The sequence below is a fragment of the Paeniroseomonas aquatica genome (assembly GCF_030409335.1).
Classification (GTDB): Bacteria; Pseudomonadota; Alphaproteobacteria; order Acetobacterales; family Acetobacteraceae; genus Belnapia; species Belnapia aquatica.
Genome location: NZ_JAUFPN010000204.1, coordinates 22,995 through 45,421, shown reverse-complemented (window position 1 = coordinate 45,421; position 22,427 = coordinate 22,995). Strand labels below are relative to the sequence as shown.

Annotated in this window: 21 protein-coding genes, 1 tRNA gene and 1 pseudogene; 12 read left to right on the top strand and 11 right to left on the bottom strand. The window is 73.0% G+C overall.

The features are described from left to right. Positions 1-55 precede the first annotated feature (55 nt). The gene (locus tag QWZ14_RS27580) at positions 56-661 is read right to left on the bottom strand and encodes a TlpA family protein disulfide reductase (protein ID WP_290320257.1); all 606 of its coding nucleotides are present in this window, start codon (positions 659-661) and stop codon (positions 56-58) included. Between the two features lies 1 nt (position 662). On the opposite strand from QWZ14_RS27580, the gene argH reads away from it, so the two are divergent. Genes argH through QWZ14_RS27565 form a run of 3 tightly spaced genes read left to right on the top strand, consistent with a single transcriptional unit; the run spans position 663 to position 3,223 of the window. Then, positions 663-2,045: an argininosuccinate lyase gene (gene argH / locus QWZ14_RS27575; protein WP_353959352.1), complete on the top strand. Its 1,383-nt coding sequence runs from the start codon at positions 663-665 to the stop codon at positions 2,043-2,045. Next, positions 2,042-2,284 (top strand): hypothetical protein, encoded by a 243-nt coding sequence (locus QWZ14_RS27570; protein WP_290320315.1) that lies wholly within the window; start codon positions 2,042-2,044, stop codon positions 2,282-2,284. Before argH ends, QWZ14_RS27570 begins: the two co-directional genes overlap by 4 nt. Before the next feature lie 54 nt (positions 2,285-2,338). Continuing rightward, complete coding sequence (locus tag QWZ14_RS27565) at positions 2,339-3,223, top strand: MBL fold metallo-hydrolase (RefSeq protein ID WP_290320256.1); 885 nt, start codon at positions 2,339-2,341, stop codon at positions 3,221-3,223. A 12-nt stretch (positions 3,224-3,235) separates the two neighbouring features. Here the strand turns inward: QWZ14_RS27565 and QWZ14_RS27560 are convergent, their stop codons facing one another. Then, positions 3,236-3,691 (bottom strand): hypothetical protein, encoded by a 456-nt coding sequence (locus QWZ14_RS27560; RefSeq protein WP_290320255.1) that lies wholly within the window; start codon positions 3,689-3,691, stop codon positions 3,236-3,238. A gap of 140 nt (positions 3,692-3,831) precedes the next feature. On the opposite strand from QWZ14_RS27560, the gene QWZ14_RS27555 reads away from it, so the two are divergent. The 4 genes and pseudogenes from QWZ14_RS27555 (at position 3,832) to QWZ14_RS27540 (ending at position 6,440) form a co-directional block, all read left to right on the top strand. After that, the gene (locus QWZ14_RS27555) at positions 3,832-4,746 is read left to right on the top strand and encodes a TauD/TfdA dioxygenase family protein (RefSeq protein WP_290320254.1); all 915 of its coding nucleotides are present in this window, start codon (positions 3,832-3,834) and stop codon (positions 4,744-4,746) included. Positions 4,747-4,775: 29 nt separating this feature from the next. After that, a pseudogene (locus tag QWZ14_RS27550) lies at positions 4,776-5,705 on the top strand (Bug family tripartite tricarboxylate transporter substrate binding protein). A 6-nt stretch (positions 5,706-5,711) separates the two neighbouring features. Next, complete coding sequence (locus QWZ14_RS27545) at positions 5,712-6,125, top strand: Rieske (2Fe-2S) protein (protein ID WP_290320253.1); 414 nt, start codon at positions 5,712-5,714, stop codon at positions 6,123-6,125. 6 nt (positions 6,126-6,131) lie between these two features. Continuing rightward, positions 6,132-6,440 (top strand): non-heme iron oxygenase ferredoxin subunit, encoded by a 309-nt coding sequence (locus QWZ14_RS27540; protein WP_290320252.1) that lies wholly within the window; start codon positions 6,132-6,134, stop codon positions 6,438-6,440. Between the two features lie 3 nt (positions 6,441-6,443). On the opposite strand, the gene QWZ14_RS27535 is transcribed toward QWZ14_RS27540, so the two are convergent. The 3 genes from QWZ14_RS27535 to QWZ14_RS27525 are packed head-to-tail and all read right to left on the bottom strand — an operon-like array spanning position 6,444 to position 10,064. Next, entirely contained in the window at positions 6,444-7,403 is a 960-nt protein-coding gene (locus QWZ14_RS27535; protein WP_290320251.1) for a tripartite tricarboxylate transporter substrate binding protein, read from the bottom strand. Continuing rightward, the gene (locus QWZ14_RS27530; RefSeq protein ID WP_290320250.1) at positions 7,403-9,085 is read right to left on the bottom strand and encodes a thiamine pyrophosphate-dependent enzyme; all 1,683 of its coding nucleotides are present in this window, start codon (positions 9,083-9,085) and stop codon (positions 7,403-7,405) included. The genes QWZ14_RS27535 and QWZ14_RS27530 overlap by 1 nt, the downstream gene beginning before the upstream one ends. A gap of 16 nt (positions 9,086-9,101) precedes the next feature. Then, on the bottom strand, positions 9,102-10,064 hold the full coding sequence (locus QWZ14_RS27525) for a Bug family tripartite tricarboxylate transporter substrate binding protein (protein WP_290320249.1): 963 nt from the start codon (positions 10,062-10,064) through the stop codon (positions 9,102-9,104). Positions 10,065-10,173: 109 nt separating this feature from the next. Between QWZ14_RS27525 and QWZ14_RS27520 the strand changes: the two genes are divergently transcribed. Then, positions 10,174-11,121 carry a Bug family tripartite tricarboxylate transporter substrate binding protein gene (locus tag QWZ14_RS27520; protein WP_290320248.1) on the top strand — a complete coding sequence of 316 codons (948 nt, stop codon included), beginning with the start codon at positions 10,174-10,176 and terminating at the stop codon, positions 11,119-11,121. Here QWZ14_RS27520 and QWZ14_RS27515 read toward each other — a convergent pair whose 3' ends face one another. Continuing rightward, positions 11,122-12,264, bottom strand: coding sequence for a CaiB/BaiF CoA transferase family protein (locus QWZ14_RS27515; RefSeq protein ID WP_290320247.1), 1,143 nt, complete (start codon positions 12,262-12,264; stop codon positions 11,122-11,124). A gap of 145 nt (positions 12,265-12,409) precedes the next feature. Here QWZ14_RS27515 and QWZ14_RS27510 point away from each other — a divergent pair, with 145 nt between their 5' ends. Both QWZ14_RS27510 and QWZ14_RS27505 read left to right on the top strand, forming a co-directional pair. Beyond that, a complete protein-coding gene (locus tag QWZ14_RS27510; protein ID WP_290320246.1) occupies positions 12,410-12,784 on the top strand; it encodes a hypothetical protein in 375 nt (124 codons plus the stop codon). Positions 12,785-12,915: 131 nt separating this feature from the next. Beyond that, on the top strand, positions 12,916-15,411 hold the full coding sequence (locus QWZ14_RS27505; RefSeq protein ID WP_290320245.1) for a sensor histidine kinase: 2,496 nt from the start codon (positions 12,916-12,918) through the stop codon (positions 15,409-15,411). A gap of 42 nt (positions 15,412-15,453) precedes the next feature. On the opposite strand, the gene QWZ14_RS27500 is transcribed toward QWZ14_RS27505, so the two are convergent. From QWZ14_RS27500 to hemC, 5 genes are all read right to left on the bottom strand, one after another. Then, positions 15,454-15,528 (bottom strand) — tRNA-Thr (locus QWZ14_RS27500). Between the two features lie 57 nt (positions 15,529-15,585). Beyond that, positions 15,586-16,887 carry a heme biosynthesis HemY N-terminal domain-containing protein gene (locus QWZ14_RS27495; protein WP_290320244.1) on the bottom strand — a complete coding sequence of 434 codons (1,302 nt, stop codon included), beginning with the start codon at positions 16,885-16,887 and terminating at the stop codon, positions 15,586-15,588. A 4-nt stretch (positions 16,888-16,891) separates the two neighbouring features. Next, positions 16,892-18,157 (bottom strand): COG4223 family protein, encoded by a 1,266-nt coding sequence (locus tag QWZ14_RS27490; protein WP_290320243.1) that lies wholly within the window; start codon positions 18,155-18,157, stop codon positions 16,892-16,894. Between the two features lie 8 nt (positions 18,158-18,165). After that, positions 18,166-18,915 (bottom strand): uroporphyrinogen-III synthase, encoded by a 750-nt coding sequence (locus QWZ14_RS27485; RefSeq protein ID WP_290320242.1) that lies wholly within the window; start codon positions 18,913-18,915, stop codon positions 18,166-18,168. Beyond that, positions 18,908-19,954 (bottom strand): hydroxymethylbilane synthase, encoded by a 1,047-nt coding sequence (hemC, locus tag QWZ14_RS27480; protein ID WP_290320241.1) that lies wholly within the window; start codon positions 19,952-19,954, stop codon positions 18,908-18,910. Before hemC ends, QWZ14_RS27485 begins: the two co-directional genes overlap by 8 nt. A 41-nt stretch (positions 19,955-19,995) precedes the next feature. Between hemC and tsaD the strand changes: the two genes are divergently transcribed. Together tsaD and QWZ14_RS27470 are read left to right on the top strand one after the other, a co-directional pair. After that, positions 19,996-21,039 carry a tRNA (adenosine(37)-N6)-threonylcarbamoyltransferase complex transferase subunit TsaD gene (tsaD, locus tag QWZ14_RS27475; RefSeq protein WP_290320240.1) on the top strand — a complete coding sequence of 348 codons (1,044 nt, stop codon included), beginning with the start codon at positions 19,996-19,998 and terminating at the stop codon, positions 21,037-21,039. Positions 21,040-21,130: 91 nt separating this feature from the next. After that, a complete protein-coding gene (locus tag QWZ14_RS27470) occupies positions 21,131-22,372 on the top strand; it encodes an ABC transporter substrate-binding protein (RefSeq protein WP_290320239.1) in 1,242 nt (413 codons plus the stop codon). Positions 22,373-22,427 lie beyond the last annotated feature (55 nt).

Here is a 22,427-nt window from a genome sequence, read left to right as displayed (position 1 = left end):
CGCGCGCCGCCCCGGGTGGATCGTGGCCGCGGGGTGCTCACCCGGGCCGGCCGGGTCAGGCCGGTTGCAGCGGATCGGCGGGGGGCACGGCCGCAGGGCCGATCAGGCGGCGGATCGTCGCCAGCATGGCGGGTGCGTCCCACTCCAGGTCGCCCTCGACCCGCGCCCTCTCCTGCCCCTGGCGGTCCACCAGGATGGTGGTCGGCAGGCCGCGGACGCCGAGCGCCCGGCTGGCCGCGCCGCGCGGGTCCAGCCAGACGCCGAGGTGGCCGATGCCGCGGTCGCGGTAGAAGCCCTCCACCTGCGCCCGGCCGCCGCGGTCCGAGGACAGCGCCAGCACCTGGATCCCCTCCCCGGCCAGCGCCGCCTGGGTGCGGTCCAGCGCCGGCATCTCCGCCACGCAGGGCGGGCACCAGGTGGCCCAGAGGTTGATCAGCAACCCCTTGGCGGAGAAATCCGCGATGGTGTGCGGCTTGCCCTCGGCATCGAGGAAGCCGAATTCGGGCAGCGGCTTCGGCCCCGTCTCGGCCAGGCGTGCGGCACCCGCCGCCCGGGCTTCGGACCATGGGGCTTTGCGCCCCGCCGCCGCCCCCGCTAGGGTCCCGCCCACCGCCAGGACCAGCCCCCGGCGGGTCGCCCGCATTCCGGAAAGTGCCGCCATCGTGTCCAGTAACTCCCAATGGGGCGGCCGCTTCGCCGCCGGTCCCTCAGCCATCATGCAGGCGATCAACGCCTCGATCGGCTTCGACCGCAAGATGTGGCGCCAGGACATCCAGGGCAGCCTCGCCCATGCCGCCATGCTGGCGCATGTAGGGATCATCTCCGCCGCTGACGAGGCCGCCATCCGCGAGGGCCTGGGCGACATCGCCCGGCGGATCGAGGCCGGGGACTTTCCCTGGGACGAGGCGCTGGAGGACATCCACATGAACATCGAGGCGCGGCTGACCGCCTCGATCGGCGAGGCCGGCAAGCGTCTGCACACCGGGCGCAGCCGCAACGACCAGGTGGCGCTCGACGTGCGGCTCTGGGTGCGGGACGCGATCGACGGGCTCTCGGCGCAGGTCGAGGACGTGATGCGGGCGCTGGTCGCCAAGGCCGCGCAGCACGCGGGCACCACCATGCCGGGCTTCACCCACCTGCAGCCGGCCCAGCCGGTGACCTTCGGCCACCACATGCTGGCCTATGTCGAGATGCTGTCGCGCGACCTGTCGCGGCTGGCCGATTGCCGGCGGCGGATGAACGAGAGCCCGCTCGGCGCCGCGGCGCTCGCCGGCACCGGCTTCCCCGTGGACCGGCACATGACCGCCGCGGCGCTCGGCTTCGACGGCCCGACGCGGAACAGCCTCGACAGCGTGGCCTCGCGCGACTTCGCCGCCGAGTTCCTGTTCTGCTGCGCCATGTGCGCGACCCACCTCTCGCGCTTCGCCGAGGAGGTGGTGATCTGGACCAACCCCTACTTCGGCTTCGTCAAGCTGTCGGATGCCTTCACCACCGGCAGCTCGATCATGCCGCAGAAGCGCAACCCGGATGCGGCGGAGCTGGTGCGCGGCAAGACCGGGCGGATGACCGGGGCGCTGGTCGGGCTGCTGACCGTGCTGAAGGGCCTGGCGCTGACTTATTTCAAGGACATGCAGGAGGACAAGGAAGGCGTCTTCGACGCCGCCGAGAACCTCACCCTCTGCCTCGCCGCCGTCGGCGGCATGGTGCGCGACATGCAGCCGGACGTGGCCCGCCTGCAGCAGGCCGCCGGCGCCGGCTTCTCCACCGCGACGGATCTGGCGGACTGGCTGGTGCGGGAGCTGAAGATGCCTTTCCGCGATGCCCACCACGTCACCGGCCGGCTGGTCGCCAGGGCCGAGGCCCACGGCTGCGACCTCGCCGGGCTCACGCTTGCCGAGTTGCAGGCGGAGGAGCCGGGCATCACCGAGGCGCTGTACGGGGTGCTGACGGTGGAGGCCTCGGTCGCCTCCCGCACCTCCTATGGCGGCACCTCGCCGGAGAACGTGCGGCGCATGGCCGCCGAGTGGCAGGAGCGGCTGGCATGAAGGCCTGCATCGTGGTGCTGCTGGCCCTGGCGGTACCCCTGGCCGGCTGCGGCCGCGCCGGGCCGCCCCGCCCGCCGGGGCCGAAGGAGAAGATCATCTATCCCCGCACCTATCCGAAGCCGGATGCGCCGCCGGCACCGGCCCTGCTCGCCCCGCCGGATACCTCGCCGCTCGCGCCGCTCGGTACGGTGCCGGGCGGGGCGCCCAATACGCCGGAGGTGCTGCCCTCCCTCCGCTGAGGGCAACCGCATCCCGCGGCCGCCGTTGCCCCAGGGAACGACGGGAGGCAGGGCATGCGGATCCACCATTTCGATTGCGGGCCGGCACGGCCGCTCGGCGGCGCGCTGATGGATGGCGTCAGCCCCGGTGCCATCGGCCGGCTGACCTGCCACTGCCTAGCGATCGAGACCGCGGCGCATGGCGTCGTGCTGGTGGATACCGGGCTCGGGATGCGCGACATGGCGCATCCCTGGTCGCGCCTGCCGGTCCTGAACACCGCCAGCCTCAACTTCCGCTTCGACCCGGACCGCACGATGCTGCGGCGGCTGCGCCATGCCGGGCTGTCGCCGCGCGACGTCCGGCACATCATCATGACGCATCTCGACTTCGACCATGCCGGCGGGCTGATCGACTTCCCCGAGGCGCAGGTGCACGTCATGGAGCCGGAGGCCCGCGCCGCCGTCGCCCGCCGCGGTCTGCTGGACCGGGCCCGGTACCGCCCGGTGCAATGGGGCGATACGCGGCGCTGGCGCCGCTATCCGGAACGCACCGCCGGGCGCTGGTTCGGCTTCGACGCGGTGACCGAGCTCGACGGCCTGCCGCCGGAATTCCTGCTGGTGCCGCTGCCCGGCCACAGCGCGGGCCACGCCGGCGTCGCCATCGAGGGGCCGCGCGGCTGGATGCTGCATGCCGGCGACAGCTACTTCAACCGTGCCGAGGTCCATGCCGCCGTGCCCGCCTGCCCGGCGGGCGCCGCGGCCTATGAGCGCATCATGGCCTGGGATGCGCGGCTGGGCCGGGCCAACCAGGCCCGGGTCCGCGCCCTGGTCCAGGACGAACCGACGCCGCTCGCGGTCTTCTGCACGCATGACCCGGTGGAGTACGTCGCCATGGCGGTCTGGCAGGGCAATGTCCCGACGGCCGCCAACGACCCCGGCAGCGCCCGGCAGAGGGCCTGACGCCAGGGCTGCTCAGCCCTTCCGGCACTGCATGGCATAGGCGGGATCATCCCTCGAGAAGCTGGCGTCAACCTCGTCCCGCTCCAGCTTCCAGCCGAGCTGCGTCATGCCCAGGATAGCCAGGCCGCCGGTGGTCTGCGGCGGGCCGAAGCGGCGGATGAGCAGGGCCTTGAAGGCCTCGTCGTCCTCGCGGCGGCGGACGCCATAGGTCACGCATTCCAGCCCGCCGCCGGCGATGGCGAAGGAGAAGACGGTCCGCAGCAGCAGCGCGCCATCGGCGAAGTCGCCGCGCGCGGCGGTGACCAGCGGCGGCACCCGCGGGCGCTCCGCCTCCGGCAGCAGCACGACCCTGCCGCCCGATGCGGCGACGACCTGCTGCGGTGTCATGCCCCAGCGGGTGTACTGCCAATCGGCCAGGGCCGGGGATGCGACGAGCAGGGCAGCCAGGGCGAGGGCGAGCGGTCGCATGGCGGGGGTTCTCCGGGCGGAGATCCGAGGGTTTCAGACCCGCCGCCGCGGTTCAAGCCTGTCGCCGGCCGCTGGCGCGGTGTTGCCGAGGCCGGCGGCGCGGGACTAGCCTTCCGGGAAAGTCTCCGGAGGACACGATCATGCCCGAGCTGACCATCACCCCGCTCGGCTATGCCATGGGGGCCGCGGTCACCGGCCTCGACCTGCGCCGGCCGCTCGATGACCTCACCCGCCGCCGGCTCTACGATGCCTGGCTGAAGCATGTGGTGCTGGTCTTCCCCGGCCAGCCGCTGACGCCGGAGGAGCACATCGCCTTCTCCGCCAATTTCGGCGCCCTCGACGACCATGACTCCCAGGCGCCCGAGACACTGCTGGAGGGCCATCGGGAGATCCTGGTGGTGACCAACAAGCACCGGCTCGGCAAGCCCAGCGGCACCCGCAACACCGGGCGCAACTGGCATACCGACCTCTCCTATACCATGCGCCCGGCCAAGGGCTCCCTCCTGCTGTGCCAGGAGAAGCCCCCCGTGGGCGGCGATACCATGTGGGCCAACCTGACCATGGCCTACGAGACGCTGAGCCCGAAGATGCAGGCGATCCTCGACGGGCTGGAGGCGGTGCATGACGTGACCCTGGTGAAGGGCATCGGCGCGCGCGACCCGGCGATCGTGCAGGCCATGAAGCAGCGCAACCCGGCGGTGGTGCATCCGATGGTCCGCGTGCATCCGGACACGGGCAGGAAGTCGCTGCTGGCCGGGGAGCGGGTCAGCCACATCCTTGGCTTCTCCGAGGAGGAGAGCACGGCGCTGCTCGACTTCCTCAATGCCCATGCGACCGCACCGGAGTTCGTCTACCGGCACCGCTGGTCGGTCGGCGATATCGTGCTCTGGGACAACCGCTGCACCTGCCACGTCGCCTTGCCGGATTTCGACCAGACCCAGCCGCGGCTGATGCTGCGCTGCTCGCTGCAGGGCGAGTCCGTGGGGCGGCTGGCGGAGGCAGCGCCGGCGGCGACGCGGGAGCAGATGATCCAGACGGTCGCGTCGCTCTCGTGACCACCCGCCGTGGGCTGCTCGCGGGGCTGATGGCGGCGCCCGCCCTGGCGTCCGCCCAGCCGGGCTACCCGAGCCAGACCATCCGCGTCGTCGTCCCCTATGTGGCCGGCGGCACCACCGACCTGGTCGGCCGCATGGTGGCCGAGGCGCTGGCCGAGCGCCTGCCGCGCCCGGTGGTGGTGGAGAACCGCGGCGGGGCCAGCGGCATCATCGGCTCCGAGGCCGTGGCCCGGGCCGCGCCCGATGGCCACATGCTGCTGCTCTGCGCCAGCGCCCATGCGGTGCTGCCGGCGCTGTACCCGAACTTGGCCTGGGACCCGCTGGCGGATTTCACCCCCATCGCCCCGGTCGCCGCCACGCCCTACATGCTGGTGGTCCACCCCTCCCTGCCGGTGCATTCGGTGGCGGAGCTGGTGGCGCTGGCCCGTGCCCAGCCGGGCAAGCTGAACTTCGCCTCCACCGGCATGGGCACGGCGCAGCACCTGGCCGGGGAGCAGCTGAAGCGGCTGGCCGATATCGACCTGCTGCATGTCTCCTACCGCGGCAGCGGCGCGGTCCGGGCCGACCTGCTGACCGGGCGGATCAACCTGATGTTCGAGAATGTCGCGCTGACCGCCGGCATGGTCCAGCGCGGCGAGGTGCGCGGCATCGCGGTGACCAGCCCCACCCGCACGCCGCTGGCCCCCGAGCTGCCGACCCTGGCGGAGCTGGGCTATGCCGGGGCCGAGATCTAGGGCTGGTTCGGCCTGTTGGCGCCGCCGCGCACCCCATCCGAGGTGGTGGGGGTGCTGAATGCGGCGGTCAACGACTGGCTGCGCAATCCGGCGGCGGGGCAGAAGCTGGCCGGGCTCGGCGCCCGGGTGCTGGGCGGCACGCCGGCAGACCTCGCCACCATCATCCTGAGCGAGCGGCAGCGCTGGGGCCGCATCATCCGCGACGCCAACATCAGGCCGGAGTAAGGCCCCATGAGCCGCCACATCGTCGCCTCGGTCGGCGACATACCCGAGAACGGCAGCAAGCTGGTGGAGGTGAAGGGCCGCCGGATCGCGCTGTTTCATGTCGCCGGCGAATACTTCGCCCTGACCGACCGCTGCCCGCACGAGGGCGGCAGCCTCTGCGCCGGCAAGCTGATCGGGCTGGTGCAGTCGACGGAGCCGGGGCAGTACCTCTACTCCCGGCCGCATGAGATGCTGCAATGTTCCTGGCACGGCTGGGAGTTCGACATCCGCACCGGGCAGAGCTATTGCGACCCGGACAGCATCCGCGCCAGAACCTACCAGGTCACGGTCGAGCCCGGGGATGCGCTGGCGAAGGGTCCCTTCGTGGCGGAGACCTTCCCGGTCTCGGTCGAGGACAGCTACATCGTGGTGGAGGTCTAGGGCAGCATGGCAGCTTGGCATCGTATCGCCGACGAGGCGGACCTCATGGAGAACATGCCGCTGCCGGTGCGGGTCGGCGATCTCTCGATCGCGGTCGTGCGGCTGGAGGATGGCATCTTCGCGGTCAACGACATCTGCACGCATGAGTATGCGCTGCTGTCGGACGGCTATTGCGAGGAGGGCAAGCTGGAATGCCCGCTGCACCAGGCCTGCTTCGATATCCGCACCGGCGCGGCGCTGAACGAGCCGGCCGAGGTGCCCGTCGCCACCTACAAGGTGAAGGTCGAGGACGGCGGGGTCTTCGTCGAGGCGTGAGGCTCAGTCCGGCCTGATTCCGGCCTCGCGCACCACCCGGGTCCATTTCGCCACCTCGGCGCCGAGCTGGGCCTGGAATTCCTCCGGCCCGGTCTCCAGCGGGTCGAGGCCGGCGGCGATGATCCGCGCCCGGACGGCGGGCAGGCGCAGCGCCGCCAGCATGTCCCGATGGAGTTGCAGGACGCGCGCCTGCGGCAGCCCGGCGGGGCCGAGGATGCCGTACCAGGACCCCGCCTCGGCCCCGGCGAAGCCGAGCTCCGCCAAGGTCGGCAGCTCCGGCAGTTCGCGCCAGCGCTTCGCATCCGCGACCGCCAGGCCGCGCAGGGCGCCGCCCCGGATCTGCGGCACCGCGACGGTGGAATTCAGGAACCCCGCCTGCACCTGTCCCGCCAGGATCGCCGCCTGGGCCGGCGCCGCGCCGGTGAAGGGCACGTGCGTCAGCTCGATCCCGGCGACGCCGGCGAACAGCGCCGTCGCCAGGTGGCTGGCATTGCCGACGCCCGCCGAGCCCATGGTCAGGCCGCCCGGCGTCGCGCGGGCCAGGGCGACGAACTCTGCCACGTCCCGCGCCGGGACCGCCGGATGCTCCACCAGCACCATCGGATGGAAGGCGGCATTGATGATGGCGGTGAAGTCCCGCACCGGGTCGAAGGGCAGCCGCGGCATCAGCGCCGGGTTCATGACATGCGCCGTGGCGCCGAGCAGCAGCGTATGGCCATCCGGCGCGGCGCGGGCGACCACCTCGGTGCCGATGGCGCTGCCGGCGCCGGGGCGGTTCTCGATCACCACCGGCTGGCGCCAGGCCTCGAACAACGCCGCGCCGAGGGTGCGGGCGAGGATGTCGGAGGGGCCGCCCGGCGCATAGGGGACGACGATGCGCACGGCCCGGTCGGGCCAAGTGGTCTGGGCGCGCGCCACCGCAGGCGCGGCGAGACCGGCCAGCAATAGGGCGCGGCGGCGCATTAGCCGTGCACCCGCGCCGCGCCCCGGCGGCGCCAGGCGCTCATCTGCTCGGCGGAAGTATGCACATGCACCACCACCGGCTTGCCGCGCACGGCGAAGGCGCGGGCGATGCCCGCCTCGACCTCGGCCTCGGTGGAGATGGTGATGCCTTCCGCACCGAAGACGCGGGCCCAGGCGGCGAAGTCGGGGTTGGTCAGCTTCACCGCGGATTCGTAGGGGCGGTTGGGGTAGCGCACCTCGTGGTGCATGCCGATGGTGCCGTAGCGCTTGTTGTCGGAGATGATGATGATCGGCGTCGCCCCGTACTGCATGGCCGTCGCAATCTCGTTGCCGCTCATCAGCGCGCCGCCGTCGCCGACGAAGCCGATGGATTGCTTGCCCGGGCGGCGGATGGCGGCGGCGACCGCCATCGGCACGCCGGCGCCCATCGCGCCCACGACAGAGGACAGGAAATTCTGTCCCGGCCTGAAGCCGATATAGCGATGGATGAAGGAGGAGAAATTGCCCGCATCCGAGGTGACCGCGGCATCGGGCGCCATGTGCTTGCCGATCTCGATGCAGACGGCGGCGAAGTTCACCCCATCCGCCATGCTGTCCCAGTTCGGCGCCATCAGCCCCTGGTGGATGCCGTTCAGCCCGGCGACCCAGCCGCGGCGCCTGGCCGCATCGGCCGGCGCGCCGCGCCGCAGCAGCGCGCGGATGACATCGGCCGGCTCGGCGGCGATGCCGAGGTCGGGGCGGAAGACGCGGCCGATCTCATTGGCATCCGGCCAGACATGGACCAGCGGCAGCTGCGGGTCGGGTGCGGTCGGGAAGCTGTAGGACTGGCTGACGGAATCGGTGAGGCGCTCGCCGAGGCTGACCAGCAGGTCGGCCTTCCGCATCTCGGCGATCAGCCCCGAAGGCACGCGGATGCCCATGTAGCCGCCGTAGTGGGGATGGGTGTTGTCGAAGAGCTGCGGCCGCCGGTGCGTCGGCGAGACCGGCAGCATCCATTGCTCCGCGAGCTGCTGCAGTTCCGCCAGCGTCCCGGCCGTCGCATTGGCCAGCGCCCCGCCGACCCAGACCAGCGGGCGCTCGGCCCTGGCCAGCATCGAGGCCAGCTGGTCGAGGTCCTCGGCCCGGGCGCCGCCATAGACGCGCGGGCGCGGCTTCGCCACCGGTGCATCGGTGAGCTCGTCGAAGATGTCCTCGGGCAGGATGACGGCGACCGGGCCCGGCGTGCCGCTTTCGGCCAGATGGAAGGCGCGGGCGATGCTTTCGCTCGCCTGCACCACCTCGTTCACCTCGATGACGTCCTTGGTCACGTCGGCCAGCAGCTTCGCGTAATTCTGTTCCTGCAGGGCGAGGCGGCCGAAGTCCTTGCGCTCCACCTGGCCGCACAGCACCACCAGTGGCGTCGCGTCGTGATGTGCCGTGTGCAGCGCGACCATGGCATTGGACAGGCCCGGCCCGCGCGAGACCAGCAGCACGCCCGCGCGCCCCTCCCGCATGCGGCCATCGGCGACGGCCATGAAGCCGGCGCCGCCCTCATGCCGGCAGACGATGAGGCGCATCTGGTCGGGGATATCGGTCAGCGCATCGGTCAAACCCAGAAAACTCTCGCCCGGCACCATCCAGATGGTGTCGATGCCATGCGCGATCAGGCTCTCGGCCAGGACGCGGCCCACGGTGCGGCTCATTGATTGGTTCCCTTCCCTATTCACCACGGATGCCGGCCTCGGCCACCACCCGCTGCCATTTCGGCACGTCGCTCTCGAGCAGCCGCGCCAGCGCCTCCGGCCCGGTCAGCAGCGGCTCGGTCCCGGCGGCGGCGAAGCGGGCGCGCAGCTCCGGCAGGTCGCGCAGCGCCGCCAGGGTCTCGGCCAGCTTCGCCACGATCGGCGCCGGCAGGCCGCGTGGGGCGGCGATGGCGTACCAGTTCAGCGCGACATAGCCGGGGACGATCTCGGCGATGGCGGGCGTGTCGGGCAGGCTGGCGACGCGCTCCGCCGTCGCTACGCCCAGCAGCCGCACGCGGCCGGCGCGGACATGCGGCAGGGTCTCGACCGTGCTGGCGAAGACCATGTCGATCTCCCCGGCCAGCAGCGCGATCATCGCCGGCGCGGCGCCACGGTAGGAGATGTGCTCCAGCCGCACCCCCGCCGCGCCGGCGAAGAGCGCGCCCGAGAGGTGGTTGGAGGAGCCGGCGCCGCCGCTGCCGTAGGTCAGCGTATTCGGCCGTGCCCGCGCCGCGGCGATCACGTCCTGCACGCTGGCGAAAGGCCCATCGGCGCGGACCACCATCGCCGTCGGCACGTCGGCGACCAGGCTCACCGGCGTCATTGCGCTGCGCGGGTCGAGCCCCTGCCCCGGGTAGAGCGCGGGCACGCTGGCCAGCGAGGCGCTGGTCAGCAGCAGCGCGCTGCCATCCGGCGGCGCCTGCACCACCGCGCGGATGCCGATGCTGCCGCCCGCGCCGGGGCGGTTGTCGATGACGAAGGGCTGGCCAAGCCGCTCGCGCAGCTGCTCCGCCAGCATCCGGCCGATGGTATCGATCGGCCCGCCGGCGCCGAAGGGGATGACGAGGCGGACGGGGCGCGCGGGCCAGGCCTCCTCGGCGCGCGCCGCAGCCGGCAGCAGCGCGGCCGCGAGCAGGCTGCGGCGGTCAAGCACCGTCATTGTCCTGGCTCCCTCCGTCTTGCCGCCATTGAAGGAGGCTTTGCGCCCGGCGTGAAGGGGGTGGCGTGGCAGCGCGGATGGCGGATACTCGGCAGGGGGAGGAAAATCCATGCTGCGCCGCCGCACGCTTTTCGCCACGCTCCTGGCCTCGCCGGCCGTCGCCCAGGATTTCCCGGCCCGCCCGATCCGCATCATCGTGCCCTTCGCCCCCGGCGGCTCCGGCGACATCACCGCGCGGCTGGTGGCGAAATACCTCGAGGAGCAGACCGGCCAGGGCGTGGTGGTGGACAACCGCCCCGGCGCCAATGGCGTCATCGGCACCATGGCGGTGAAGCAGGCCGCACCCGATGGCCATACCCTGCTGCTGGCGACGACCAGCACGCATTCAGCCAATCCCTCGACGGTCAAGGACCTGCCCTACGACCCGGAGCGGGACTTCCAGACCATCGGCTTCTTCGGCTCCAACGGCAGCTACCTGCTGGTGCGGCCGGAGGCGCCCTGGCGGGATGCCAATGCACTGGTGGCGGAGGCCCGGGCCAATCCTGGCAAGCTGGCCTTCGGCCATTTCAACGCCTCCTCCCGCGTGCCGGGGGAGTTGCTGAACGTCATGACCGGGGTGCAGATGCTGGGCGTGCCCTACCGCACCATCGGCAGCGCCTTCGCCGATCTGCTGGCCGGCCGGCTGCACCTCATCTTCGTCGATACCACCGCGGGCGATGCCTACCTGAAGCAGGGGCAGCTCCGTGCCCTGGCCATCACCCGCCAGGGCCGCTGGTCCCGCCACCCCGAGCTGCCGGCGATGAGCGAGACCTGGCCGGAGTTCGTCATCACCGGCTTCCTCGGCATCGCCCTGCCCAAGGGCGTGCCGCCGGAGATCGCGCTGCGCCTCAACACCCTGGTCAACGAAGCGATCCTGGCCGAGCCGGCGCGCAGCCGCCTGGTGGAATTCGGCTTCGTGCCGGAGGCGCTGGACCTGCCGCGCATCGCCGAGCTGGTGAAGCGCGAGCGGGAGAAGTGGACCCGCTTCGTGGCGCTGGCCGGGATCGAGCCGGAGTAGCTACTTCGGCATGGGCGCGCCGAGCTCGGCATTCGCCTCCCCCAGCGCCGGCGCGCCGCGCTCGACCGGCGGCCGCTGCCCGTCGATCGACATCGGCAGGCCGATCCCCCGCGCGTCGTAGCCCGGCATGGGCTGGATCATGCCGAGCGCCGCGGTCTGCGGATGCGCGGCGACGGCGGCGAGGTCGTTGATCGGCGAGCAGGGGATGCCGGCGGCCTCCAGCGCCTCCGCCCAGTCCTCGCTGCCGCGTTTCAGCATCTCGGCGCTGAGCAGGGGCAGGATGGTCTCGCGGTGGGCGATGCGGTCCTTGTTGGTGCGGAAGCGCGGGTCGCTGCCCCATTCCGGGTGGCCCAGCACGGCGGCGAATTTTGCGAACAGCCGGTCGTTGGCGGCGGCGACGACGATCTCGCCATCCGCCGTGTCGAAGGCCTGGAAGACGATGAGCTTGGGATTGCCGCTGCGGTGGCGCGGCGGCTGCCGGCCGCTCTCGAAGTAGCCGGCGAAATGCTGCGCCATCCAGCCCATGCCGGTCTCGAACAGCGAGGTATCGACCGTCGCCCCCTCCCCGGTCAGGTGCCGACGCTGCAACGCGGCAAGGCAGCCGAGCGCCGCCCAGACCCCGGTGCCGAGGTCGAGCACCTGCATGCCCACGCGGGCCGGCGGCACCTCGGCCGAGCCGTTGACGCTGAACATGCCGGCGAAGGCCTGCACGATCGGCTCGTAGCCCGGCTTCAGCGCCATCGGCCCGACCGCGCCGAAGGCATGCAGCGAACAGTAGATCAGGCAGGGATTGAGCGCCCGCACCGCCTCGGCGCCGAGGCCCATCTTCTCGAGCGAGCCCGGCCGCATGTTCTGGATGAAAACGTCGCTGTCGGCCAGGAAACCGCGCAGCCAGGCCAGCGCCTGCGGGTCCTTCAGGTCCAGCACCACGCTGCGCTTGTTGCGGTTGACCGCGTGGAAGCTGGTGGCGATGCCGGCGTTGAAGGGCGGGCCCCAGCCGCGGGCGTCGTCGCCCTCGGGCCGTTCGATCTTGACGACCTCGGCGCCCAGCATGGCCAGGATCTCGCTGGCATAGGGGCCGGCCAGGTTCTGCCCGATCTCGACGACCTTCACGCCCTGCAGTGGCAAGGGAGGGGGCAGCATCGGGCGGCATTCCTTCTGGACGTTTCGCCGCGGACCTTGGGGGTGGCGCCATGAGGCGGTCAAGCCGGGCCGGTCGCGGCGGCCCGATTCACCCCTGCTTCACTCCCGGCGTGCATGCTTCCCATCCCTGCCGGGAGTCCGACGCATGCCCGAGAGTGATTCATTGGCCACCGAAGCGCGGGAGGCCCGGCTGCGCATCGCGCGCGACCTCGCGGAGCTGCACCGGCTGCACCTGGCGCTGGCGCAGGAAAGCCGGGCACTGAAGCGCTTCACCCTCGAAGGACGCGCAGGGCTCGAAATCGAGATCGCCGCCGAGATGCTGGAGCAATACCTGGGCAGCAGCGCCGCCTTCCTCGAGAACATGCGAGGGCGGTTCGAGGCGCGGCTCGGGCTGCTCCGCCGGGGCGAGCCGCGGCTCGGCGCCAACCCCGAGGATGCGCCCGGCCATGGCGCCTTCTGGCTGGGCTTCTCGCGGCTCTGCGCGGTGCTCCGCCGCCTTGGCGCCCGCGCGGAGGCCTGACGCGGCGCTGTCGCTGCATGCTCCCGATCTGTTGACCTGCAGGAGCGCGGGAAACGGTGTCCCTCGGCCAGTCGTCACCATCCTATGCGCGGATGATCCTTGCTTCCGCGTTCAACCCAAATGCGTCGAGCGTGTCGCCGGACCGGCGTCGTCTCAGCCTTCGCACCCTGCTGCTGCTGCTGGTCGTGACCGTCGCGCTGCCGCTGACCGCGCTGGCGGGGCTGGCGGTCTGGCATGCGCACAACCAGGCGCGCGGCCGGGCCGAGGCGGAGGTGCTCGGCCAGGCCCGGACCATGACGGCCCTGGTGGACCGGGAGATCCAGCGGGTCGAGACCGGGCTGCGGGCCTTGGCGGATTCCTCCGCCCTCGCCCGCGGCGATCTGGCCGCGGTGGACACCGAGATGCGGGCCATGGCGGCGCAGCTGGACGGCACAGCGATCGGCCTGGGCTCGCTGGACGGGCAGTTGCTGAGCACCACCTGGCCGGTGGGGGAGCGCCGGCCGCAGGCGCCGACCCCGCCGGCGATGCACGACACCCTGACCACGGGCCGCAGCAAGGTCACCAACCTGGTCAGCAGCCAGAATACCGGACGCCTGGTCGTGGCGGTGGTCGTGCCGGTGGTCGGCCCCTCGGCCCTGGCCGGGCCCGCCCCGCCCGAGGGAAGCGGCATGGCCCAGGCGCCGAGTGCACCGGCCAACCCGACGCCGCGCCCTCGCCCACGCTTCGCCTTCGCCGCCGCCCTGCCGGAAGGCCGCCTTGCCATGGCGCTGCGCGAGAGGAACGAGCCCGGCTCCGAGGCGCGGATCGCGGCCGTCATCGACCGTGCCGGCGTCGTCGTCGCCCGTTCCGTGGCCGAGGCGGACTACATCGGCAGGACGGTCCACCCCGATTTCGCCCGCGCGCTCGCCAACCTGCCGGAGGGCGTGCTGCACGATGCCCCGACCTACGACGGCTCGACCGCCACCTTCGCCTTCGCCACCGCTCCCCGCAGCGGCTTCACCGTGGCGCTGAGCCTGCCGGAATCGGAGTTCAGCGCACCTCTCTGGCGGGCGCTCCGCCAGGTCGGGCTGCTGGCCGCGGCCATCCTGGCCGGCGGCGTCGCCCTGGCGGCGATGCTGGCCGGGCGGATCGCCCGGGCGCTGCAGCGGCTGACCGATTCGACCGTGCCGGAGCGACCTATCCTGCGGGAGGTCGACGACCTGGCGCAGGCCATGGCCGAACGCGACCAGGCGATGGAACGGCTGACCACCAGCGAGCATCGCTTCCGCGCCCTGGCCAAGGCCGGGGCGCTGGTCCTGTGGCGCAGCGATGCCGACGGCGGGATCCTGGACGCCGAGGGCTGGCAGGCGCTGACCGGCCAGTCCGATACGGCGCTGCGCGGCGCCGGCTGGCTGGCCATGCTGCATCCGGACGACCTCGCCAGGACCCTGGCCGCCTGGGAGAATGCCCGGCAGCAGGATCGGCCGATCGATATCGAATACCGGGTGCGGACCTCGGGCGGCGAATGGCATTGGGTGCGGGCCCGCGCCGTGCCCCTGCGGGACGGCGCACAGGCGGTCGAATGGGTCGGCGTGGTCGAGGATGTGGACAGCCACCGCCAGGCGGCGCTGGCGCTGGCGGACCGTGAGGAAAGGCTGCGCCTGGCGGTCTCGGCCGCCCGGCTGACCACCTGGGAATACGACCCGGTGGCGGATCGCGGCAGCCGCGCCAGCGCCACGAGCGAAGCGATCGAGGCACCCGTCACCAGCAGCTTCACCCTGGCGGACTGGACCGCCTCGGTGCATCCCGATGATCGCCCGGCCACCCATGCCCTGCTGCAGGCGACCATCGAGGGTGAGATCCCCGAATTCATCGCCGAGTTCCGGGTCAAGCGGCGGTCCCCGTCCCAGGGCTGGGCCTGGATCGCGACCCATGGCGCGGTGGCGGCGCGGGACCCGATGACCGGTGCGGTGCTCCGCCTCGCTGGCGTCTCGCAGGACGTCTCGGAACGGCGCGAGGCCGAGCAGCGCCGCATCCTGCTGGCGCGGGAGGTCGATCACCGGGCGAAGAACGTGCTGGCGGTGGTGCAGTCGGTCCTGCGGCTGACCCGGCGCGACCAGCCGGAAACCTTCGTCGCGACGGTGGAGGCACGGGTGGCGGCCCTGGCCCGGGCGCATACCCTGCTGGCCGAGGAAGGCTGGATCGGCGCCGACCTGCAGGTCCTGGCGGAACGCGAGACCGCCAGCTGCCCGCCCGGCTCTGTGGTGCTGGAGGGCCCCGCCCTGGCGGTCGCCGCCGCGGCGGTACAGCCGCTGGCGATGGTGCTGCATGAACTGGCGACCAATGCGGCGAAGCATGGCGCCGCCTCCCGCCTGGGCGGCAAGGTGACCTTGAGCTGGGTGGTGGAGGATGGTTTCGTCGAGCTCTGCTGGGCGGAGCAGGGCGGCCCGCCGATGGTGGAGGCCCCGACCCGGCGCGGCTTCGGCTCGCGGATGATCGATGCGATCGTGCGCGGCCAGCTCGGCGGGGCGCTGACGCTCGCGTGGCGGCCTGCTGGCCTGGAGTGCCGCATGCGTCTGCCGGCCAGCCGGTTGCTCTCGGCCGAGGCGCTGAATCCCCGCCGGCGGGCCACGGCGCCGGTGGCCTGACCCGGAGCTTTGCAGGACGCCGGCCGAATGCAGGAAGGCGACTGGTGCCGACTCGGGGAATTGAACCCCGGACCTACTGATTACGAATCAGTTGCTCTACCCCTGAGCTAAGTCGGCAGCGCGCCGCTGGCTAGATAGCCGCGACCGCCGGCCGCGGCAACCACCCTTGTCGCCTCATCCGGCCAGCGCCGGCGTCGCCGCCGGCTTCGGGGCGGCCACCGCGGCCCGCGGCTCGGTGGTCCAGGCGATGCGGCCCACCATGTCGCAGGCGCTGCAGACCGGCGCCCAGGCGGCGTGGTCGGTCCCGCAGTTGCCGCAGCGCCAGCGGGGCTCCGGGGCGGCGCCGGCCGCCTCGCGCAGCCAGCGGGATTGCGCGGCCCGGGCCTCGACCGTCTCGCCGTGCTCCGCCTCCTCAAGCTCGGCCAGCAGCAGGTAGGCTCGGCGATCGGCCTCGCCGCTTTTCACCAGGGCGTCGAGGGCGCCGCGGGCACGGCCGGTCAGCCCGGCGGCAATCGCCGTGCGCCCCAGCAGCAGGCGGCTTTCGGCATGGGTCGGGTTGCGGCGGATCAGCACCTCGACCGCCTTCATCCGCGTCAGCGCATCGCCCTCATCGGCCAGGTAGGGCACCGCGAGGTCGGGATGCGGCGAGGCCGCCCAGGCATCCTCCAGCACCGCCTTGCCGCGACGGGAGGTGCCGCCATCGCGCAGCCGCTTGGCATAGGCCATGGCGGCTGGGGCGAAGGCGGGATCGGCCTGGAAAGCCTGGCGTTCCAGCTCAGCGGATTTCTCCGGGCTCGGCTCCTGCGCCGCGGCGGCCAGCGCCAGCGGGGCGCGCGGGGTCTCGGTCGGGGCCAGCACCAGCGCCTCCCGCCAGTTGCGGGTCTGCAGCGCGAGCTGGGCACGCTCCTCCCGCAGCCAGGCGGCGCCGGGCTGGTTCGCCTCGGCTTCCTTGGCCAGGGCCAGGGCCGCGGTCCAGTCGCCCTTGGCCATGGCCTGGCGCAGCAGGCCGCGCAGGCCGAGGAAGCGGGCATCCTCGCGCTCGGCCAGGGTGCGGAAGACCGCCGCGGCGGCGTCCTCGCGGCCGGAGAGGCGCTCGGCCTCGGCGGCCAGCAGCAGGGTCTGCGGCGTGTCGCCGAGCAGGCCGCGCGCCTTGCGGACCTCGAGCCGGGCCGCCTCGGCGGTGCCGGCGGCCAGCGCCACCAGCGCCCGGGTCACCGCCGCATCGCCATCCGCGCGATGCCGCAGGGCTCGGCGCTGGCGGAGGCGGTCGGGCCAGCGGCGCAGCGCCGCGATGCCGGAGAGCAGCCCGTGCACCACCGCGAAGGCGGCCACCAGCAGCAGCAGGGCGATGGGGAAGCTGGTGCCGATCCAGGCATCCCCGACCTTGATCTCGACTGTGCCGCCGACATCGGCCAGCCAGAGGGCCAGTCCGACGCCGGCCGCCAGCAGCAGCAGGACCCAAAGGGCGCGGCGCATCGGCTCAGCCCATCGCCAGCTGGCGGAGCGCGGCACGCGCCGCGATCAGCGCCCGGGCCTGGTCCGCCCAGGGCTGCATCGCAGCACGGGCCGGCGGCGGCAGCTTGTCGACATGCTGCAGGCTCATCTCGATGTCTCCGGCTTCCAGCGCACGGCGGGCGCGTTCGATCTCGGCTTCCGCCGCGTCGCCCCAGACCACCTGGTCGCCGCGGCGGACGGTCACCAGCCCGCTGAGGCGGGAGATGGCGCTGTCCACCACGCCGCCGCGGCTGCCATCCGGCTGCATCGCGGCGTCCGAGGCGCCGCGGGCGGCCTTGGCGGCATCCTCGAAGGAGAGCCGCAGGGCGGGTTCGGTCGGTGGCGCCACGGTGGCGAAGCGGGCCAGCGCGGCGGGCGGCTGGTCGATCCGGCCGAGCGCCTCGCCGAGCGGCTGGCCGGCGAGCAGCGCGCCACGCACGCCATCGACCGCGGCCATGCGGGAGGTCCGGCTCTCGATCGCCACCAGCCGCTGCTGCGCCGCCTCCAGAGCATCGAGGCGTTTGCCGAGCGCCGCATCCAGCGCCGCGACGCGTTCGCCCACCGAGGATTCGAGCGCCGCGATGCGCTTGCCCGCGGCGTCCTGGGCGGCGGCCTCGCGCTGTTCGGCGGCCTTGGCCTGCTCCTGGGCGCGGTTGCCCTGGGCCTCGATCCGCTCGGCTAGGCGCTCGGAGCGGCCGGCCAGGGCATCGAAGGCATCGCGCGGGGCGAAGGTCGCGGGGTCGATGGCAGGGCGGCCCTCCAGCGCGGCGAGGCGGCGCTCAAGCGTCGCGGTCCGTTCGCCGGCCTGGGTGCCGACTTGGGCCAGGGTGCGCTCGGCGGCGGTGAGCCGCTCGGTCAGCGCGGCGGCCTGGCTGGTCAGCGGGCCGATGTCCTGCGCCGCCGGCTTCTCCTCGAGCGAGCGGATGCGGCCCTCGAGCGACTGCGACTGCTGCACCTTGGCACCGAGCGCGCCGACCTCGCCCCGCAGCCCATCGAGGGTGCCGAGGCGCTGCTCGATCTGGGCGACCCGGGCCGGGTCGACGCCGCCGTCGGAGGAGGAGCGCGGCGTGACCAGCAGCCACCAGACTGCCAGCACCAGCACCGCGCCGCACAGGCCGATCACCACCGCGGCCGGGTCGAGCTTGCGGCCGGGCGCAGCGCCGCCCGGCGGGTTGTAGGGCGAATTGCGCGGGGCCGGGTTGGGCGGGATCGCCGCCGGTGCAGGCGGCCGGTTCTCGGGGGCTTTGCTCATCTTGTTGCTTACCTGGGTCCGAGCAGTTGCAAGAGCGAGTCCTGGTCGGGCCGGTCGGCGACATGCACCGTGCGCCACGCCAGGGAGGCGATATCGGCGCGGAGCGCCGCCGCGACCCTGGGGCTGATGGCGAACGCCGCGATCCCCGAGGTGGTTGCGGCCAGCCCGGCCGTCCTCAACATCGATAGGGTAGATTGTGCCGAACGCGGCGAAAAAAACAGTGCGGCAACGACCTGCCCCGTCCGGAGGGCCGCCTGGGCGGTCCCCGGCAGGACGGAAGCCGGAGCGGCGGTATAGGCGACCCGACGCCATACCCGGAAGCCCCTTTCCCGCAGCGCCCCGGCCAGGTCCAGGCCGTAGCCGGTGCCGACCGCCAGGAGCAGCGGCCCGCCGCGCGGCTGCAGCCGCTCCGCCGCCAGCGCCGCCAGCGCCGCGGCATCGCCGGCCGCGGCGGTGACGTCCCGCCAGCCGTGGCGCCGCGCCTCGGCGGCCGTCGCCTCCCCCACCGCCAGCACCGGCAGCCCCGGGGGCAGCCCGGCCGGGGGCACCGTGCGGGCCGCCGCCCGGCTGGTGAGCAGCAGGGCCTGGGCACCGGCCAGGGCGAACGGCCGCGGCGCGAGCGTGAGCGCCGGCGCCAGCACCGGCTCCCAGCCCAGCGTGGTCAGGCGCTGCGCCGTCTCGGCTGCGCCGGGCTCCGGCCGGGTCACCAGCACGGCCCGGCCGGCGCCGGGCGGGGGCGGCCAGGGCAGGTCAGGCAAAGAGGTCGGCGGGGCTGTCGGCCCGCAGCTCGGCGCCCAGGGTGGCGCCCAAACGGGCGGCGTCGGCGGCGCTGCCGGTGACCGAGCGCTTGAGCAGGAAGCTGCCGTCCGGCCGGGCCACCAGGCCGGTGAGGTGCAGGGTCCGGGCAGCCCGGGCTGAGGCCCCGGCGGCCTGCGGCAGCAGCCTCGCATAGCCGCCGATCGGGGTGCGGCAGGAGCCGTCGAGCGCTGCCAGCAGCCCCCGCTCCGCCTGGCTGACCGCCGCCGCCTCGCGGTCCTCGATGCCCGAGAGCAGCTCGAGCAATTCCACGTCGGCGCTGCGGCAGGTGATGCCGACGATGCCCTGGCCGGCGGCCGGGACCATCGCCTCGGGGTCGAGCACCAGGCTGGCGCGATCCTCCAGGCCGAGCCGCTTCAGCCCGGCCAGGGCCAGCAGGCTGGCGGCGAATTCGCCGCTCGCCACCCGACCGAGCCGGGTCTGCACATTGCCGCGGATCATCCGGCAGACCAGGTCGGGCCGGGCGTGCAGCATCTGCGACTGGCGGCGGACCGAGGCGGTGCCGATGACGGCGCCGGCCGGCAGGCAGCCATAGGGATCGCCGGCATCGGGCGGGCCGCAGCCCTCCCCCAGCACGATCGCGTCCCGCGCATCCTCGCGCTTCAGGGTGCAGGCCAGGGCGATGCCGGCGGGCAGCTCGGTCTCGAGGTCCTTCAGGCTATGGACCGCGAAATCGACCCGCCGGTCCAGCAGCGCCTCGTGGATCTCCTTGGCGAAGAGGCCCTTGCCGCCGATATCCGCCAGCGCCCGGTCCTGGATGCGGTCGCCGGAGGTGGCGATGACATGCTCGTCGAAGGTGTCGATCCCGTCGAGGAAGGGCGGCCGCAGCACCGGGCAGAAGTGGCGGATGATCGACAGGAAGTGCCGGGTCTGCCACAGGGCGAGCGGCGAGCCGCGGGTGCCGACCCGGAGCGGCAGGGCGCGGCCATGGCGCGGCGTGCCGGGTCCTTGGCGCGTGGCGGCGTTTGCGGCGGGAAGCATGGCGGTGTCTTAGGCCCGGCCGGCGAAAGGGGAAAGTGCGCATGGAGGCTTCGGCCGTGGTGCTCGGGCTGGAATCGAGCTGCGACGAGACCGCGGCGGCGGTGCTCCGCGCCGATGGCCGCATCCTGGCCGAGGCGGTGCTGAGCCAGCTGCAGGAGCATTCCCCCTATGGCGGGGTGGTGCCGGAGATCGCCGCCCGGGCGCATCTCGAGCACCTGCCGCGGCTGGCGGCGCAGGTGATGGCCGAGGCCGGCGTCGCCTGGCCCGGGCTGGCGGGGATCGCCGCCACCTCCGGCCCGGGGCTGATCGGCGGGCTGATCGTCGGCGCCAGCTTCGGCAAGGGGCTGGCGATCGCGCACGGGCTGCCCTTCGTCGCGGTGAACCACCTCGAGGCCCATGCGCTGACCGCGACGCTGCCGGGGGTGGTGCCGGAGGGTGCGCGCTTCCCCTACCTGCTGCTGCTGCTCTCGGGCGGGCATTGCCAATGCGTGGCGGTCGAGGGCGTCGGCCGGTACCGCCGGCTCGGCACCACCCTCGACGATGCGGTGGGCGAGGCCTTCGACAAGACCGCCAAGCTGCTGGGCCTGCCCTGGCCGGGCGGGCCGGCGCTGGAGCGGCTGGCGACGGAGGGCGATGCGGCGCGCTTCAAGCTGCCGCGGCCGCTGTACGGCCGGGTGGGCTGCGACTTCTCCTTCAGCGGGCTGAAGACCGCGGTCGCCCATGCGGTCGGCAAGCACCCGGCCGGGGCGCTGCCGGCGCAGGACCGGGCCGATCTCGCCGCCAGCTTCCAGGCCGCCGTCGCCGCGGTGCTGGCGGACCGGGCCCGGCATGCGCTCGACATGCTGCCGGCCGCGACCGCGCTGGTGGTGGCCGGCGGGGTCGCGGCCAATGCCGCGGTGCGCCAGGCGCTGGCCGGGGTGGCGGCGGAACGCGGGCTGGCGCTGGTGGCGCCGCCGGTCAGGCTCTGCACGGACAATGCCGTCATGGTCGCCTGGGCCGGGATCGAGCGGCTGCGCCGGGGCCTCACGGACCCGCTCGGCCACGCGCCGCGGCCGCGCTGGCCGCTGGAGGCCCTGGCGGGATAGGCGCGAAACCCTTGGCCTTGGCGGCCGCTGCCGCCTAGGCTTGCGGCAAGGCCGCCCGCTGAACGGCGGCCATCCGAGGAAGCTTCCCGCGATGCCCCTGATCCTGCCGCCCAGGCTGTCCCGCCGTGCCACCCTTGCCGCCGCGGCCTCGCTGCTGCCGCTGCCGGCGCTGCATGCCCAATCCACCGAGCCGATCCGCATCGGCATCCTCACCGACCTCGCCGGGCCCTACCGCGACGTCACCGGCCCGACCTCGGTCGCCTGCGTCCGCCAGGCGGTGGAGGAGTTCACCGCCGCCAACCCCTCGATCAAGGTCGAGATCGTCACCGCCGACCACCAGAATAAGCCGGATGTCGGGATCAACACCGTCCGCAGCTGGTTCGACCAGCGCGGCGTCGACGTGGTGACCGATGTCGGCAACAGCGCCATCGCCCTCGGCATCAACCCGGTCTGCGTCGAGCGCGACAAGGTCCACATGAACGCCTCGGCCGGCACCTCGGAGCTGACCGGCCGCGCCTGCACGCCGAACAGCGTGCACTGGAGCTACGATACCTGGTGCCTGTCGAATACCTCCGGCACCGCCATCACCAAGGGCGGCGGCGACAGCTGGTACTTCATCACCGCCGACTACGCCTTCGGCCACGCGATCGAGCGGGACACCACCCGCTTCGTCGAGGCGGCGGGGGGCCGTATGCTCGGCGCCTCCCGCTATCCCTTCCCGCAGACCACGGATTTCTCCGCCTTCCTGCTGCAGGCCCAGGCCTCGCGCGCCAAGGTGCTCGGCCTCGCCATGGCGGGCGACGACTTGGTGAATTGCGTGAAGCAGGCCCAGGAATTCGGCCTGACCCGGACGATGAAGCTGGCCGCCATCATCGGCTCGATCACCGGCGTGCTCGCCGCCGGGCTGCCGACCATGCAGGGCATGTTCATCGCCGAGACCTTCTGGTGGGACCTGAACGACCGCACCCGCGGCTTCACCAGGCGGGTGCAGTCGAAGCTGCCCGCCGGCGTCTTCCCCAACTACGTCCATGCCGCCAATTACAGCGGCATCCTGCACTACCTGAAGGCGGTGAAGGAGCTCGGCGTGGCGCGGGCCAAGGCGAGCGGGCGGGAGACCGTGGCGATGATGAAGCGGCTGCCGACCGACGACGACGCCTATGGCCCCGGCACGCTGCGCGAGGATGGGCGGAAGATCCATCCCTCCTTCCTGCTGCAGGTGAAGAAGCCGGGCGAGAACCGCTACCCCGGCGATGTCTATACCCTGGCGGCGACGGTGCCGGCCGAGCAGGCCTTCCGGCCGCTCAGCGAGGGTGGCTGCCCGCTGGTGAAATAGCGGAGGAAGCCGCGGGGGCCGCCATGTCTCCGCGGCTTCCGGTTCGGCCTATTCG

What these genes read in the sequence shown, in the direction of transcription:
- QWZ14_RS27515 (WP_290320247.1), bottom strand. Translation starts at nt 12,264, where the DNA reads ATGCTGCCCCCTCCCTTGCCACTGCAGGGCGTGAAGGTCGTCGAGATC.
- QWZ14_RS27540 (WP_290320252.1), top strand. Translation starts at nt 6,132, where the DNA reads ATGGCAGCTTGGCATCGTATCGCCGACGAGGCGGACCTCATGGAGAAC.
- QWZ14_RS27510 (WP_290320246.1), top strand. Translation starts at nt 12,410, where the DNA reads ATGCCCGAGAGTGATTCATTGGCCACCGAAGCGCGGGAGGCCCGGCTG.
- QWZ14_RS27565 (WP_290320256.1), top strand. Translation starts at nt 2,339, where the DNA reads ATGCGGATCCACCATTTCGATTGCGGGCCGGCACGGCCGCTCGGCGGC.
- QWZ14_RS27555 (WP_290320254.1), top strand. Translation starts at nt 3,832, where the DNA reads ATGCCCGAGCTGACCATCACCCCGCTCGGCTATGCCATGGGGGCCGCG.
- QWZ14_RS27525 (WP_290320249.1), bottom strand. Translation starts at nt 10,064, where the DNA reads ATGACGGTGCTTGACCGCCGCAGCCTGCTCGCGGCCGCGCTGCTGCCG.
- QWZ14_RS27535 (WP_290320251.1), bottom strand. Translation starts at nt 7,403, where the DNA reads ATGCGCCGCCGCGCCCTATTGCTGGCCGGTCTCGCCGCGCCTGCGGTG.
- QWZ14_RS27530 (WP_290320250.1), bottom strand. Translation starts at nt 9,085, where the DNA reads ATGAGCCGCACCGTGGGCCGCGTCCTGGCCGAGAGCCTGATCGCGCAT.
- tsaD (WP_290320240.1), top strand. Translation starts at nt 19,996, where the DNA reads ATGGAGGCTTCGGCCGTGGTGCTCGGGCTGGAATCGAGCTGCGACGAG.
- QWZ14_RS27470 (WP_290320239.1), top strand. Translation starts at nt 21,131, where the DNA reads ATGCCCCTGATCCTGCCGCCCAGGCTGTCCCGCCGTGCCACCCTTGCC.
- QWZ14_RS27490 (WP_290320243.1), bottom strand. Translation starts at nt 18,157, where the DNA reads ATGAGCAAAGCCCCCGAGAACCGGCCGCCTGCACCGGCGGCGATCCCG.
- QWZ14_RS27580 (WP_290320257.1), bottom strand. Translation starts at nt 661, where the DNA reads ATGGCGGCACTTTCCGGAATGCGGGCGACCCGCCGGGGGCTGGTCCTG.
- QWZ14_RS27560 (WP_290320255.1), bottom strand. Translation starts at nt 3,691, where the DNA reads ATGCGACCGCTCGCCCTCGCCCTGGCTGCCCTGCTCGTCGCATCCCCG.
- QWZ14_RS27495 (WP_290320244.1), bottom strand. Translation starts at nt 16,887, where the DNA reads ATGCGCCGCGCCCTTTGGGTCCTGCTGCTGCTGGCGGCCGGCGTCGGA.
- QWZ14_RS27570 (WP_290320315.1), top strand. Translation starts at nt 2,042, where the DNA reads ATGAAGGCCTGCATCGTGGTGCTGCTGGCCCTGGCGGTACCCCTGGCC.
- QWZ14_RS27520 (WP_290320248.1), top strand. Translation starts at nt 10,174, where the DNA reads ATGCTGCGCCGCCGCACGCTTTTCGCCACGCTCCTGGCCTCGCCGGCC.
- hemC (WP_290320241.1), bottom strand. Translation starts at nt 19,954, where the DNA reads ATGCTTCCCGCCGCAAACGCCGCCACGCGCCAAGGACCCGGCACGCCG.
- QWZ14_RS27545 (WP_290320253.1), top strand. Translation starts at nt 5,712, where the DNA reads ATGAGCCGCCACATCGTCGCCTCGGTCGGCGACATACCCGAGAACGGC.